At 62.4% G+C, this 13,618-nt stretch carries 15 protein-coding genes; 12 read left to right on the top strand and 3 right to left on the bottom strand.

The window, feature by feature from the left end; genetic code table 11:
• The first annotated feature begins 39 nt into the window (after positions 1-39).
• The 9 genes from NKJ40_RS21215 (at position 40) to NKJ40_RS21175 (ending at position 8,883) form a co-directional block, all read left to right on the top strand.
• Positions 40-822, top strand: a complete 783-nt coding sequence (locus NKJ40_RS21215; RefSeq protein ID WP_352467726.1) for a formyl transferase — start codon at positions 40-42, stop codon at positions 820-822.
• 46 nt (positions 823-868) lie between these two features.
• Positions 869-1,780, top strand: a complete 912-nt coding sequence (locus tag NKJ40_RS21210) for a fatty acid desaturase (RefSeq protein ID WP_352467725.1) — start codon at positions 869-871, stop codon at positions 1,778-1,780.
• Positions 1,781-2,016: 236 nt separating this feature from the next.
• A complete protein-coding gene (locus NKJ40_RS21205; protein ID WP_352467724.1) occupies positions 2,017-2,319 on the top strand; it encodes a virulence factor in 303 nt (100 codons plus the stop codon).
• Complete coding sequence (locus NKJ40_RS21200; RefSeq protein WP_352467723.1) at positions 2,312-2,935, top strand: methylenetetrahydrofolate reductase C-terminal domain-containing protein; 624 nt, start codon at positions 2,312-2,314, stop codon at positions 2,933-2,935. The genes NKJ40_RS21205 and NKJ40_RS21200 overlap by 8 nt, the downstream gene beginning before the upstream one ends.
• Complete coding sequence (locus tag NKJ40_RS21195; RefSeq protein ID WP_352467722.1) at positions 2,932-4,023, top strand: methylenetetrahydrofolate reductase; 1,092 nt, start codon at positions 2,932-2,934, stop codon at positions 4,021-4,023. The genes NKJ40_RS21200 and NKJ40_RS21195 overlap by 4 nt, the downstream gene beginning before the upstream one ends.
• A gap of 80 nt (positions 4,024-4,103) precedes the next feature.
• Positions 4,104-5,078: a methyltetrahydrofolate cobalamin methyltransferase gene (locus NKJ40_RS21190; RefSeq protein ID WP_352467721.1), complete on the top strand. Its 975-nt coding sequence runs from the start codon at positions 4,104-4,106 to the stop codon at positions 5,076-5,078.
• Positions 5,079-5,191: 113 nt separating this feature from the next.
• Positions 5,192-7,261: an ASKHA domain-containing protein gene (locus tag NKJ40_RS21185; protein WP_352467720.1), complete on the top strand. Its 2,070-nt coding sequence runs from the start codon at positions 5,192-5,194 to the stop codon at positions 7,259-7,261.
• 187 nt (positions 7,262-7,448) lie between these two features.
• Positions 7,449-7,631 carry a hypothetical protein gene (locus NKJ40_RS21180; RefSeq protein WP_352467719.1) on the top strand — a complete coding sequence of 61 codons (183 nt, stop codon included), beginning with the start codon at positions 7,449-7,451 and terminating at the stop codon, positions 7,629-7,631.
• Positions 7,632-7,899: 268 nt separating this feature from the next.
• Positions 7,900-8,883 carry an alpha/beta hydrolase gene (locus NKJ40_RS21175; protein ID WP_352467718.1) on the top strand — a complete coding sequence of 328 codons (984 nt, stop codon included), beginning with the start codon at positions 7,900-7,902 and terminating at the stop codon, positions 8,881-8,883.
• 6 nt (positions 8,884-8,889) lie between these two features.
• On the opposite strand, the gene NKJ40_RS21170 is transcribed toward NKJ40_RS21175, so the two are convergent.
• A complete protein-coding gene (locus NKJ40_RS21170; RefSeq protein WP_023676521.1) occupies positions 8,890-9,789 on the bottom strand; it encodes a LysR substrate-binding domain-containing protein in 900 nt (299 codons plus the stop codon).
• Between the two features lie 231 nt (positions 9,790-10,020).
• On the opposite strand from NKJ40_RS21170, the gene NKJ40_RS21165 reads away from it, so the two are divergent.
• The 3 genes from NKJ40_RS21165 to NKJ40_RS21155 all read left to right on the top strand — a co-directional run bounded on the left by NKJ40_RS21165 (position 10,021) and on the right by NKJ40_RS21155 (position 11,976).
• Positions 10,021-10,206: a hypothetical protein gene (locus NKJ40_RS21165; protein ID WP_352467753.1), complete on the top strand. Its 186-nt coding sequence runs from the start codon at positions 10,021-10,023 to the stop codon at positions 10,204-10,206.
• Between the two features lie 335 nt (positions 10,207-10,541).
• Positions 10,542-10,676: a hypothetical protein gene (locus NKJ40_RS21160; RefSeq protein WP_013894968.1), complete on the top strand. Its 135-nt coding sequence runs from the start codon at positions 10,542-10,544 to the stop codon at positions 10,674-10,676.
• Positions 10,677-11,037: 361 nt separating this feature from the next.
• Positions 11,038-11,976: a GlxA family transcriptional regulator gene (locus NKJ40_RS21155; RefSeq protein WP_302895626.1), complete on the top strand. Its 939-nt coding sequence runs from the start codon at positions 11,038-11,040 to the stop codon at positions 11,974-11,976.
• A 31-nt stretch (positions 11,977-12,007) separates the two neighbouring features.
• Here NKJ40_RS21155 and NKJ40_RS21150 read toward each other — a convergent pair whose 3' ends face one another.
• Positions 12,008-12,793, bottom strand: coding sequence for an ABC transporter ATP-binding protein (locus tag NKJ40_RS21150; RefSeq protein WP_352467717.1), 786 nt, complete (start codon positions 12,791-12,793; stop codon positions 12,008-12,010).
• Entirely contained in the window at positions 12,790-13,566 is a 777-nt protein-coding gene (locus NKJ40_RS21145; RefSeq protein WP_023676527.1) for an ABC transporter permease, read from the bottom strand. The genes NKJ40_RS21150 and NKJ40_RS21145 overlap by 4 nt, the downstream gene beginning before the upstream one ends.
• Positions 13,567-13,618: the final 52 nt, after the last annotated feature.

Here is a 13,618-nt window from a genome sequence, read left to right as displayed (position 1 = left end):
ATTCGCGCCCAGAGAACGGGTCTTGTTGGGTCGCGAAATATGGCACGGTCGAAACCAAACCAACGGCCGATCGTCGTCGTCACCGAAGGCGGCCCGCATATCTGGGCGATCGTCAACGCCATCGCCGACCACCTCGCGCCTGTCAGCGTCATTCTCGAAGCCCCTGAATCCAAAAAGCAATTGCTTCTCGGGCGGGCGCGGCGGCAAGGCCGGACCTCGGCCATCGGGCAACTCGGCACGATGATGCTGACCCGGCTCGGTAAGCGCTTCTTCGCCGCCCACGCAGCACGGCTTGCGGCCGAGCAGAAGCTGCAAACCGAACCGAAGCCTGGGCAAAAGATCATCCATGTCCCGTCGGCCAACGCGCCGGAGTGCCTGCAGGCGATCGCGGAAATCCAGCCGGGTGTCGTGCTGCTCGCCGGCTGCCGCTTGCTGTCGCGGCAGACACTGGCGAAAATCCATTGCCCGGTTCTCAACTATCATGCCGGCATCGCCCCGAAATATCGTGGCATGAATGGCGGCTACTGGGCGCTGGCTTCAGGCGATGCGGGAAATTTCGGCACCACCGTGCATCTCGTCGCCGCCGGCCGCGGCACTGGCGGCGTGCTTCGGGAGCCGCGCGGCAAACCGCAGCCGGGCGACACAATTTCAAGCTACGCGTTGCGGCAGGCAGCGTTCTCGCGCGACATCTGCGTCGAGGCGGTCAGGGATGCGCTGGCCGGCAAGCTCGGTACGGTCGAGCCCGGCCTGCCTTCGAAACAATGGTATCATCCGACGGTTTGGTTCTATCTCTGGACCGGGATAAGAAACAGCGTCTGGTAATGCGCGGCGATTTACCCGACAGCCACCCGCCGCTAAACATTGCATCATGAGCGACATCGATCACCGCACCATCATCGCCGGCCTTTCAGTCGAGGACCGTCGCGACCTCACCGCCAGGTTTGACCGGCCAGGCATTGTCCGGCTGGCCGTCCATGGCGGGCTGGTTGTCGTGCTGGGCGCACTGATCGCCGCCCGCATCCCGTTCTGGCCGCTTCTCGTCTTGCCGCAGGGGATCCTGATCGTCTTCTTCTTCACGCCGTTGCACGAGACCATCCATGAAACGGCGTTCAGAACGGCGTGGCTCAATCGCGCTGTTGCCGCCGTGGCCGGCTTCCTGATCCTGCTGCCGCCGGCATGGTTCCGCTATTTCCATTTCGCCCATCACCGCCACACCCACGACCCGGACAACGACCCCGAACTGATGGCCCCGAAGCCGGAGACCATCGGCCAATATCTGCGCTATCTGTCCGGCGGCCCCTATTGGATAGCTATGGCTCGTGTGATCGCAACCAATGCGGCTGGTCGCAACCGCGACGGCTTCGTACCGGAAAGGGGTCGCGGCAAGGTGGTTGCCGAAGCACGGCTGTTCCTGATCGGCTATGCGGCGTTGCTGGCCGCATCTCTCGCCATGCAGTCGGCGCTGCTGTTGTGGGTCTGGATCGTGCCGGTGCTGGTAGGACAGCCGTTTTTGCGGGCCTACCTGCTGGCTGAGCACGCGTTGTGCCCGCATGTCGCCAACATGCTCGAGAACACCCGCACCACCTTCACCACAAGGCTGGTGCGCTTCGTGGCTTGGAACATGCCATACCATTCGGAGCACCATTCCTATCCGGCCGTTCCCTTCCACAGCCTGCCGCGCTTCCATGAGATAGTCGCGGAGCATCTACGCACGACCGAACGAGGTTACGTGCGCTTCCACAGGAAGCTGGTCGGCAGCTTCGATGGCCGCGCCGGCTGACCAGTGCTGGAAGAAACTCCCCTTTCAACCGCGGCCGTCGATTGCGTCGCTTTTGAAGGCCCCCGCGTCGTCCCATAACAAGCAGCCCAACAGCGCTTCCGGCAATGCTCGAAACCACTGCATCGGCCCAAAAGATCGGAATCGATCTTCGGAGAGCACGACGCAGCGGAGTTAGGTGGTAGAGCATCGTTTGTGCGTTCGATTGGACGCGCGGCGCCCTACAGGAGCAGGAATTCATGGCCGATCTGATCGTCGTCTACTGGCGCGACATCCCCGCCCAGGTCATCGTCAAAAAGGGCCGGCAGAACGCAAAGCACGAACTGCCGCTGCGCTTCACCGAGGCGATCGACATGTGCGCCATGCGCACCGGCGCGGGCGGCACCGACGACTATCTTGCCGAATGGCGCAAGGCAGAGCCCATCCCGGTCGGCGACGATCTTGAAGCCGAGGCCGAGAAGGCCCTTCAGGAGCTCGATGCGAAATACGACCGTGAGCGGCTGGTCGCTCTGGTCAAGGCGGGCGGCAAAGAAAATGTCTGATCCCCAATCAATGCCGGTGACGACGGCTCAAGCCGGCGTGACCCAGGCGACCATCGTCAAGAAGGCGGCGCCGAAATCCGACTACAAGCCGGCCGACGTGTCGCCGCAGCGGCGCGTGCAGCGCTCGTTTGCGGTGCGGCTTTGGTCGGTGCGGCATTCGCGGCTGCTCGAATGGTTCTACGCCAGGTTCGCCGACATGTTCCTGACTCTCCACCCGCTATGGAAGGGCATCGGCTACAGCCGTGTCGAAGGGCCGGTGAAATTCGTCGAGAAGCGCGTCAAGGGCTTCATGTTCGACTGCCGCATGTGCGGTCAGTGCATTCTTTCCTCGACCGGCATGTCGTGCCCGATGAACTGCCCCAAGCAATTGCGCAACGGCCCTTGCGGCGGTGTGCGCGCCAACGGCAATTGCGAGGTCGAGCCTGATATGCCTTGCGTCTGGGTCAAGGCATGGGAAGGCTCGCAGAACATGGTGCATCGCGACAAGATTTTGGAAGTGCAGAAGCCGGTGGATCAGTCCTTGCGCGAAACCTCCGCCTGGCTGCGGGTGACCGCGCAGGCCGCGGCCGCCCGCAATGCGGCCCGGAATACTACGAACACCGGAGCGTCGGCATGATCGGCCGTCAGCCAGACGAGAATCCGGCCGGCATCCATTTGCCGCTCGATCCCCTGCCCGGCCACACCTCGCGTGGCCGGCTGGAACGCGTCCTCAGGCGCGGCGAGTTCGCAGTGACGACCGAGCTCAATCCGCCCGACAGCGCCGATCCGGAAGACGTCTACAACCGCGCCAGGATTTTCGACGGCTGGGTAGATGCCATCAATGCCGTCGACGCTTCCGGCGCCAACTGCCACATGTCGTCGGTCGGCATCTGCGCGCTGCTGACCCGCATGGGCTATGCCCCGATCATGCAAATCGCCTGCCGCGACCGGAACCGCATCGCCATCCAGGGCGACGTGCTTGGGGGTGCTGCGATGGGCGTCGCCAACATGCTGTGCCTGACCGGCGACGGCGTGCAGGCCGGCGACCAGCCCGGCGCCAAGCCGGTGTTCGATCTCGACTGCATGTCGCTGCTCGAAACCTGCCGTATCATGCGCGATAACGGCAAATTCCTGTCCGGCCGCAAACTCACGACGCCGCCGCAGCTTTTCCTTGGCGCGGCCATCAACCCGTTCGCGCCGCCGATCGATTTCCGTCCCTATCGGCTGGGCAAGAAGATCGCCGCCGGCGCGCAGTTCGTGCAGAGCCAGTACTGCTTCGACGTACCGATGTTCCGCGCCTACATGCAGAAGGTCCGCGATCTCGGCTATACCGAGAAATGCTTCATCCTGTGCGGCGTCGGGCCGCTCGCCTCGGCCAAGACGGCCAAATGGATCCGCTCCAATGTGCCGGGAATTCACATTCCCGATCAGATCGTCAAGCGCCTGGAAGGCGCCCAGGATCAGAAGAAGGAAGGCAAGCAGCTCTGCATCGACATCATCAATGAGGTGAAGGAAATTCCTGGTGTGTCCGGCGTCCATGTGATGGCCTACCGCCAGGAAGAATATGTCGCCGAGATCGTCGACGAATCCGGCGTGCTGAAGGGTCGCCGGCCGTGGAATCGCGAAATCCGCCGCGACGACCAGCTCGTTGCCGATCGGCTTGACCACATACTGCATGACGACGTCACCGAAACCCAGGTCGACATGGTCAAAACCGCGCATTGACGGCGCGAATCGTCAGCATTCGCTTGATCAGAAACAGATAACGATATAAAGAACTCTTTATATCACGATGGAGAGATTTCATGACCCGGACCATCGTCGCCTCGGCGACACGAGAAATCATCATCGGCTTCGATCAGCCCTTCTGCGTGATCGGCGAGCGCATCAACCCGACCGGCCGCAAAAAGCTGGCCGCCGAAATGATCGCGGGCAATTTTGAGACTGTCATCAGGGATGCGCTGGAGCAGGCCGCCTGCGGCGCAACGATGCTCGACGTCAATGCCGGCGTCACCTCTGTCAATCCGAACGAGACCGAACCCGGCCTGCTGGTGCAGACGCTGGAGATCGTGCAGGGCCTGGTCGACCTGCCGCTGTCGATCGACTCCTCGGTGACTGCGGCAATCGAAGCGGCGCTGAAGGTCGCCAAGGGCCGGCCTCTGGTCAATTCCGTCACCGGCGAGGAGGAAAAGCTCGAAGCCATCCTGCCGCTGATCAAGAAATACAACGTTCCGGTCGTCGCCATTTCCAACGACGAGACCGGTATTTCGATGGACCCCGATGTGCGCTTTGCCGTCGCCAAGAAGATCGTTCAGCGCTGCGCCGACTTCGGCATTCCGGCGCATGATGTGGTCGTCGACCCGCTGGTCATGCCGATCGGCGCGCTGGGCGATGCCGGCCGCCAGGTATTTGCCCTGCTACGCCGGCTGCGCGAGGAGCTCAAGGTCAACACCACCTGCGGCCTCTCCAACATCTCGTTCGGCCTGCCGCACCGTCATGGCATCAACGCCGCCTTCATCCCGATGGTGATCGGCGCCGGCATGACCTCGGCGATCATGAACCCGGTGCGGCCGCAGGAAATGGAAGCGGTGCGCGGCGCCAACGTGCTGAACGGCACCGATGAGAACTGCACCAACTGGATCAGGACCTACAAGGACTACAAGCCTGCTGAAGGCGGCCAGGCCGTTGCCGCCCGGACACAGGTCAACGCGCCGGGCGATGGCAATGGCAATGGCGGACGCAGGCGCGGCGGCCGCGAAGCGCGGATGGCCCGGGGTTGAGCCATGGCTTGGCCGACACGATATGGGGCTTAGGACTGGGGAGGAACCGAAACACAGCGGCATCGCTGCCGTGGCCAAGACCCGAGCAGCGTAGAAAGTAAAGTCTGGAACGTATGAACTCTCCCGTCAACATCACCGATCCGCTCGTGCTGTTCATGCCGTCCGGCAAGCGCGGGCGGTTTCCGGTCGGCACGCCGGTGCTGGATGCCGCGCGCCAGCTCGGTGTCTATGTCGAGAGCGTGTGCGGCGGGCGTGCCACTTGCGGGCGCTGCCAGATCGAGGTGCAGGAAGGCAATTTCGCCAAGCACAAGATTGTCTCTTCCAACGACCACATCTCGCCCAAGGGCGCGAAGGAAGAGCGCTACGAGCGCGTGCGTGGGCTGCCCGAACGCCGCCGCCTGTCCTGCTCGGCGCAGATCCTCGGCGATCTCGTCGTCGACGTCCCGCAGGACACCGTCATCAACGCGCAAACCATCCGCAAGGATGCCGACACCAGGGTCATCGCCCGCGATGCAGCAATCCGCATGTGCTATGTCGAGATCGAAGAACCCGACATGCACAAGCCACTCGGCGACCTCGACCGCCTGACGATCGCGCTGATGAAGGACTGGGGCCTCAAGAGCCTCGAGTTCGATTTCCATCTGTTGCCGCAGGTGCAAGGCATTTTGCGCAAGGGCAACTGGACCGCGACCGCCGCCATCCACAAGGACACCGACAGCGAGACCGCGCGGGTCATCGCTTTGTGGCCGGGCCTCAAGAACGAGGCCTACGGGCTTGCCTGCGATATCGGCTCGACCACTATTGCCATGCATCTGGTCTCGCTGCTGTCTGGCCGCGTTGCCGCCTCGTCGGGCACGTCGAACCCGCAGATCCGCTTCGGTGAGGATCTGATGAGCCGCGTCTCTTACGTGATGATGAACCCGGACGGCCGCGAAGGCATGACGGTCGCCGTGCGCGAGGCCATTTCGGGCCTCGTCGACAAGGTCTGCGCCGAAGGCAACGTCCAGCGCAACGACATCCTGGATTCCGTGTTTGTCGGTAATCCGATCATGCACCATCTGTTCCTCGGCATCGATCCGACCGAGCTCGGCGGCGCCCCCTTCGCGCTAGCCATCTCGGGCGCCGTGCACATCAAGGCATCGGATATCGGCTTAAAGCTCAACCAGGGCGCCAGGCTCTATATGCTTCCTTGCATTGCCGGCCATGTCGGCGCGGACGCTGCTGCAGTGACGCTGTCGGAAGGCCCGCACCGCCAGGACGAGATGATGCTGATCGTCGATGTCGGCACCAATGCCGAAATCGTGCTCGGCAATCGCCAGCGGGTCGTGGCGGCCTCCTCGCCAACTGGCCCCGCCTTCGAAGGTGCGGAAATCTCCGGTGGCCAGCGTGCCGCACCGGGTGCCATCGAGCGCGTCCGTATCGATCCCGAAACGCTGGAGCCTAAATACCGCGTCATCGGCTCGGAACTCTGGTCCGACGAGCCGGGCTTCCTCGACAGCGTGCAGGCGACCGGAGTCACCGGCATCTGCGGCTCCGGCATCATCGAGGTGGTCGCCGAGATGTATCTCGCCGGCATCATCTCAGAGGACGGCGTCATCGATGGCGGGCTTTCCGCCCGCTCGCCGCGCGTTGTCGCCAACGGCCGCACCTTCTCCTATGTGCTGAAGGAAGGTGAGCCGAAGATCACCATAACGCAGACCGACGTGCGCGCCATCCAGCTCGCCAAGGCGGCACTTTATGCCGGCACCAAGCTGTTGATGGAAAAGCAGCACACCGATCACGTCGACCGCATCCACTTCGCCGGCGCATTCGGCTCGTTCATCGACCCGAAATACGCAATGGTGCTGGGCCTGATCCCGGATTGCGACCTCGATAAGGTCTCGGCCGTTGGCAATGCGGCCGGCGCCGGCGCCCGCATGGCGCTCTTGAACCGTGGCTATCGCCGCGAGATCGAGGAAACCGTTAGCAAGATCGAGAAGATCGAGACGGCGCTGGAGCCGAAATTCCAGGAACATTTCGTCTACGCCATGGCGTTGCCGAACAAGGTCGACCCGTTCCCCAAGCTGTCGGCGGCGGTGAAACTGCCGCCGCGCAAGACGGTGAGCGAAGACGGCATTGCCGGCGACGCTGCCCCGCGGCGGCGTTCGCGCGAAGGCCACGCCGCGCGGCGCGGGCGGGGATGACTCGCCTCCGCTAGGCTGTCAGACCTTCCATTTTCATTTGTATGCAAATGTTTCCAGATCAACCAGATCTGGAAACGAAAATGCGTTTTCGTGAAATCCGCCAGATACATATGCGGCGCATTTAACCGGCATCGATGGCCGGTAGAGAACATCTCTTGTCCCGCCGCAACACTCAAAGGAGAGCACGATGTCGATGTTCGAAAGCCTCGGCCGCTATGGTGCGGCCATCAAGAAGACACGCGAAGCGCGCAAGTCGCTGCGCATCCTGAACAGCTTGCCGCCTGAGATCCAAAAGGACATTGGCTGGCCGGTGTCGCCGCGTTCGAGCGAAAAGCAGCTTTCGGTCGGCTGGGGCATGCAGCGCGGATGAAATTCATCGACAAATGCAAGCTGCTCGGTATTCGCTGGGGCCGCAATGCGGCTCCGGCTGCACCCAGCAATTGGCTGCGTGCCGCATTACTGCCCAGGCGTTGAGCTGCGCCGCTTGGCCAGCGACTTCATGGCCGGACGCTTTGTCGCCAGCCGGGATCAAACCACCGTGTTGAGATCGCATAAATCTTGACTTTTTTGGTGGCGACACAATCTTCGAAATAGTCGGGGGTTCTCTTAGTCGGCTCAGCCGAAGTCCGTGTATCTGCATGCCCAGCCTCAAAAGCCACGTCGTGTCGTTCGTCCTCAGGTACAGTCGCAAGAAGGCGTTTTCCAGCCCGGAGAACCTGCAGCGCTGGATCGCCTATGCGCGCAAGACTGAAAACCATCAGCCGCCTGCGTCGCTGCAGTCGCGCCTGGAGATCACAACCCGCACGATCAGCGGCTTCCCCGTCTACGAGATCGCTCCCCAGGCTGGCGAGCGGAGGCGGATTCTCTACCTGCACGGCGGCGCTTACGTCTTTGAAATCACACCCTATCATTGGCGGCTGATCGCCGACATGGCCGACCGTCTCGGGTTCGGCATCACCGTGCCGATCTATCCCATCGCTCCCGAACACGATTTCCACGCCATGTTCGGCATGGTCGGCGCCGTCTACCGCCAGATGTTCGGCGAAACCAGGGCGAATGACATCATCTTCATGGGCGATTCCGCCGGCGGAAACATGGCCGTCGTGCTGACCATGATGGCTGCGCAAGACGGCTTGCCCTTGCCATCACGCCACGTGCTGATTTCGCCCGGCCTCGACGTGTCGCTCGCCAACCCAGAAATGTATGAGGCTGAACGCAACGATCCGTGGCTAGGCATTGCTGGCGGCCGCGAGGCGATCCGGCTTTACAGCGCCGGCATAGATCCCACCGACTGGCGCATCAGCCCGGTTTACGGCGACCTGTCGGTGCTGCCCAAAACGCTGCTGCTGACCGGTTCACGCGATCTGCTCACCCCCGACAATCTGATCTTCGCGGAAAAGGCACGCGCGGCCGGCGTCGAAATTGAGGTCGTCCACGAGCAAGGCATGTTCCATGTCTGGCCGTTGATCGACATGCCGGAGGCGCGACGCGCGCGGGACAGTATAGTGGCCTTCTTGACCAACGAAACTGACAGGTACCATGCCACGGCAGGCGAGTTGTCGCTGCAAAGGACAGACCGCGACGGAACCCCTCGCGATCTGGTTGCGCCGCTCAGGTCGTAGTTTGGGTCAGAACTTCCCAGTTTCCCTGAACATCTCAAACGTCGCGCGGATATGGTCGGCGACTGCCTTCACCGGCGCGCTGGCGTCTGGCGTCACCACCATGGCGAGATTGTAGGTGCCGATGTCAGGCATGCCGTCCTTCGGGCACAGCTCGACCATGTCACTGCCGAGGAACGATTTCGGCAGCGGCGCGACTGCAAGATCCGCCATGATCGCGGCGCGCTGGCCGGCCGTGTGTGCGCTCATATAGGCGATGCGGTAGTTGCGGCCCTCGCGGCCAAGCGCCTCCAATGCCCCTGCCCGCCAGGCACAGCCCTCTTCCCACAATGAGACCGGCAGCGGCTCGCGCAGATGCGCGCAACCTCCCTTGGCACCGGCCCAGACGATCGGCTCTGTGAGCAGCACTTCGGCGCCGATCGCGCTGGTCTTGTAGGAGTTGGTTAGCAGCGTGATGTCGAGCGCCCGGTCGTCCATGCGCCGACGCAAATTGACGCTCTGGTCTATGGTGACGTCGACCGCGATCGATGGATGCGATTGTGCGAACCGCTTCAGCACATGCGGCAGCACACGTTCGCCGTAATCGTCCGGCGAGCCGAGCCGCACCACCCCGACAATGTCTGGAATGATGAACTTCGACACCACCTCGCGATTGATCGACAGCAGCCGGCGCGCATAGCCGAGCAGCATCTCGCCATCGGTGGTCAGCGTCACCGAACGGGCGTCGCGCGCGAACACCGAGCGGCCGAGTATGTCCTCCAGCTTCTTGATCTGCATGGAGACGGCCGACGGCGTGCGGAAGACCGCATTGGCCGCAGTGGTGAAGCTGCCGGTCTCGGCGATTGCGACGAAAGTGCGCAGTACATCAAGATCGAGCAGCGGCAGCGGATGATTGAGTGGGGCGTTCATGGGAAGCGACCTTCAATTTTTCTGATGCAAACCATCATTTCATTTCGTTTGATTGAACATCAGTTTGGGAGGATAGTCAACTCCATCGAAGGCAGGACGCATCGAAGTGGTCCGGGAAACAACGATGACACGGACCTGCAATCGACACGAAATGAAGCTGAAACAAACCCGGTGTACCGCCTGACGCTGCAAGCGCCGGGAAAATCCCGGCCCAACGCGAAGGAGAATGAGATGTCTATCCTGTCATCCATCGGTCGGATCGCGACCGAATTCAGTGAGGCCCGCGCCCGCTACCAGACGGAACGCGCCATCCGCGCGCTGCCGATTGAACTGCAGAAGGATATCGGCTGGCCCGACGCTGCCGATGCCAAGACCGGCACTCGCTATGGTGTGGGATCCTGGGCTGGAGCAAAGTAAACCGTGTGTATCAACAGCTGAAGGCCTGCCGCGTAGATCAGCCCGGCAGGCCTTTTTGTTTGTATTCAAATGATTTTCCCGAGCCATGTCGCCGCCGCATGACGCATATGAGCAAGTCGCATAGCAGCCCGCGCCGGCAATCAACACATTGTAAATAATCGCAAATCCTGGGCAGAGTGCCCAAATTTGTCGCATTCCGTGTCGCTTTTCATATCAAGTGCTTCGCTTTTGCGATTTAGTTTCCCCTGACGTAAGCCTATATCATCATCAACAAACGAGCTGCCCCACTCCATCAAGCGAAGGCGACCCGTCTGAGCAACCGAATGGAGATGATCATGAAGCTTTTTGCCCGCCTTTTTGCCCGCCGCGAAATGAACCTGACGACCGCGCTCGAGCGCCAGCGCCTGGCCAACACCATGCCCGGCCAGACCGGAGCCATGGCTGCCGCGCGCCTCGGCTTTGTCGCCTGAGACAGTAATCCTGAGACAGTAATCTTGACGGAAGCAGCCTAGCGCTGCTTCGAAGTCGATCCAGCGCCGCTTCGGCTTTGCCGAGGCGGCGTTTTGGTGTGCGCAGACTGCGTCGGCTCGTTTGGTCGATCCGGCGGCACATTGTGCCCTTCGCCGCATAGCGATTGCCCATTTGCGACCCATGTCGCAAATAAAGTCTTTCCGTTGCCATCTAGCCAATTGACAGGAAACGTTTTTCCTGATGTCGCTATGCTGATCGCGACATCCTGTTCGCGCCATTGCAGCGTGAGGATCTACCGTGAACGTCGTAAAGCACCCGATCCGGCGATCGTTCGTATTCTTCCTGGTCCCCGATTTCACCATGATCGCCTTCGCGACGGCGCTCGATCCGTTGCGTTCGGCCAACCGCATGCTCGGCTATGAAGCCTATCGCTGGCGGCTCGCCAGCATCGACGGCAAGCCGGTGCGCGCCTCGAACGGCGTCGAATGCGCCGTCAACACCTCGCTGGAGGAAGAGCGCAAGAAAATGTCCGGACCGGACCGGCCGAACATGGCCATCGTCTGCAGCGGCATCAATGTCGAGCGCTACCAGAACAAATCGGCCTTTGCCTGGTTGCGCGAGGAGTACAATCGCGGCGTTGCCGTCGGCGGCCTGTGCACCGGCGCGCATATCCTGGCCGCCGCCGGTCTGCTGTCCAACAAGCGCTGCGCCATCCATTGGGAGAACCTGCCGGGCTTTTCCGAGGCGTTCCCCAAGGCCAATGTCTTCGCCGACCTCTTCGAGATCGACCAGAACATCTACACCTGCGCCGGCGGCACCGCCGCGCTAGACATGATGCTGAAGCTGATAGGCGACGATTTCGACGAGAGCCTCGTCAACCGTGTCTGCGAGCAGGTACTGACCGATCGCGTGCGCAGCCCGACCGACCGCCAGCGCCTGCCGCTGCGCGCCCGCCTTGGCGTGCAGAATTCCAAGGTTCTGACCATTATCGAGCTGATGGAGGCCAATCTCTCCGAGCCGCTCTCGCTGATCGAGATCGCTGACCATGTCGACCTGTCGCGCCGGCAGATCGAGCGCCTGTTCCGCACAGAGATGGGGCGCTCCCCTGCCCGTTACTATCTGGAGATCCGCCTCGACCGCGCCCGGCACCTGCTGATCCAGTCGTCGTTGCCGGTGGTCGAAGTGGCGGTCGCCTGCGGCTTTGTTTCCGCCTCGCATTTCTCCAAATGCTATCGCGAGTTGTACGCTCGCTCGCCGCAACAAGAACGCGTCGACCGCAAGCAGCTTCTGGCGGCTTGATCGGACTATCGGCTGAACGAAGCCCGCCGAGTCAATGCACTTCGGCCGTGCGCATCGCCTCGACGCGGATGTCTTCCGTCAGCCGCGCCTTCAGTGCCGAAAACTCCGGGCTGGTCTTCAGCGTGTAGTGGCGCGGATGCGGCAGGTCGACGGCAACGTCCGATTTGATGCGGCCCGGCCGTGCCGTCATCACGACCACGCGCGACGCCATGAAGATCGCCTCCTCTATGTCGTGGGTGACGAACAGCACCGTCTTTTGCCGGCGCTCCCAGATGCCGAGAAGCAGTTCCTGCATCAGCCCGCGGGTCTGGTTGTCGAGTGCGCCGAACGGCTCGTCGAGCAGCAGGATCTCCGGATCGTTGGCCAGTGCCCTGGCGATCGCGGTGCGCTGCTGCATGCCGCCGGAAAGTTGCTTCGGCCAATGGTTCTCGAAGCCTTTAAGCCCGACGAGATCGACATAGGACGCGACGATATCGTGCCGCTCTCGTTCGGCCATTCCGCGCTCGCGCAGGCCGAAGGCGATGTTGTCGGCGACCGTCAGCCACGGGAACAGCGTATAGGACTGGAAAACCATGCCACGGTCTGGACCCGGCCGGTCCACCACCCTGCCGTCGAGCAACACGCGGCCCTCACTCGGCGCTTCGAGGCCGGCGACGATCCTGAGCAGCGTCGACTTACCACAGCCGGACGGGCCAAGGATGGTGATGAAGTCGTTGGCAGCAACCGCCAGATCGACCGGCATCAGTGCCTTGACCGGCTGCCCGCCGCCGACACCGGCGAAGGTGCGCGAGACGCCTTCGATGAGAAGCTTGCTCACGCCAGGCTCCACGGAAACAGCCAGCGGTTGAGCGCCTTGAAGGCGAAATCAGACAGCAGCCCGATCAGGCCGATGACGATGATGCCGAAGATGATCTGCCCCGTCGCCAACCGCGACTGGCTGTTGATGATCATGTAGCCGATGCCCGACGACGAGCCGATCAGCTCGGCGACGATGACATAGGTCCAGGCCCAGCCGAGCACCAGGCGCAGGGTTTCGGCGATCTCGGGCGCATTGGCCGGCATGATCACGCGCCGCACGATGCCGTTGTCGGACGAGCCAAGCGTATAGGCGGCCTCGACCAGGTCGCGCCGTGTGCCGCCGACCTTGACCGCGATGATCAGGATGATCTGGAACACCGAGCCGACGAAGATCACCAGCAGTTTTTCGAGCTCGCCGACGCCCGCCCACAGGATGAGCAGCGGGATGAAGGCCGATGCCGGCAGGTAGCGGGCGAAGGAGACGAACGGCTCCAGGAATGCTTCCACCGGCTTCCAGGCGCCCATCACGATGCCGAGCGGGACGGCAACGATGGCCGCCATCAGAAACCCGCCGAAGACGCGCCAGATGGTGATGAGGATGTCGAGCCAGAAGCGGTCCTCGACCAGAAGCCGCCAGCCGTCTCTCACCATCGACAGCGGATCGGCAAGGAAAATGCGATTGACGTGGCCGCCAAGCGTGATCCACGCCCAGAACGCCACGAACAGCACGAAGAACGAGATGCCGAGCACGGTTCGAATGCCCGGCGAGACCGGATGCAAGGGGCGCGGCATCTTCGACCGTCCTTTGATCTGAATGAAAAAGCGGCGGCGCACGCGCCGCCGC

Origin of the sequence: Mesorhizobium sp. M0119 (assembly GCF_040322615.1) — a bacterium.
Classification (GTDB): Bacteria; Pseudomonadota; Alphaproteobacteria; order Rhizobiales; family Rhizobiaceae; genus Mesorhizobium.
Note: the sequence above shows the minus strand (reverse complement) of the source record. Positions and strands in the feature narration are given on the sequence as shown.

Excerpts from the sequence above, each read along its gene's own strand:
- NKJ40_RS21155 (WP_302895626.1), top strand. The coding sequence starts at position 11,038 with ATGATCGCCTTCGCGACGGCGCTCGATCCGTTGCGTTCGGCCAACCGC.
- NKJ40_RS21185 (WP_352467720.1), top strand. The coding sequence starts at position 5,192 with ATGAACTCTCCCGTCAACATCACCGATCCGCTCGTGCTGTTCATGCCG.
- NKJ40_RS21180 (WP_352467719.1), top strand. The coding sequence starts at position 7,449 with ATGTCGATGTTCGAAAGCCTCGGCCGCTATGGTGCGGCCATCAAGAAG.
- NKJ40_RS21190 (WP_352467721.1), top strand. The coding sequence starts at position 4,104 with ATGACCCGGACCATCGTCGCCTCGGCGACACGAGAAATCATCATCGGC.
- NKJ40_RS21175 (WP_352467718.1), top strand. The coding sequence starts at position 7,900 with ATGCCCAGCCTCAAAAGCCACGTCGTGTCGTTCGTCCTCAGGTACAGT.
- NKJ40_RS21210 (WP_352467725.1), top strand. The coding sequence starts at position 869 with ATGAGCGACATCGATCACCGCACCATCATCGCCGGCCTTTCAGTCGAG.
- NKJ40_RS21160 (WP_013894968.1), top strand. The coding sequence starts at position 10,542 with ATGAAGCTTTTTGCCCGCCTTTTTGCCCGCCGCGAAATGAACCTGACG.
- NKJ40_RS21165 (WP_352467753.1), top strand. The coding sequence starts at position 10,021 with ATGTCTATCCTGTCATCCATCGGTCGGATCGCGACCGAATTCAGTGAG.
- NKJ40_RS21215 (WP_352467726.1), top strand. The coding sequence starts at position 40 with ATGGCACGGTCGAAACCAAACCAACGGCCGATCGTCGTCGTCACCGAA.
- NKJ40_RS21145 (WP_023676527.1), bottom strand. The coding sequence starts at position 13,566 with ATGCCGCGCCCCTTGCATCCGGTCTCGCCGGGCATTCGAACCGTGCTC.
- NKJ40_RS21200 (WP_352467723.1), top strand. The coding sequence starts at position 2,312 with ATGTCTGATCCCCAATCAATGCCGGTGACGACGGCTCAAGCCGGCGTG.
- NKJ40_RS21205 (WP_352467724.1), top strand. The coding sequence starts at position 2,017 with ATGGCCGATCTGATCGTCGTCTACTGGCGCGACATCCCCGCCCAGGTC.
- NKJ40_RS21170 (WP_023676521.1), bottom strand. The coding sequence starts at position 9,789 with ATGAACGCCCCACTCAATCATCCGCTGCCGCTGCTCGATCTTGATGTA.
- NKJ40_RS21195 (WP_352467722.1), top strand. The coding sequence starts at position 2,932 with ATGATCGGCCGTCAGCCAGACGAGAATCCGGCCGGCATCCATTTGCCG.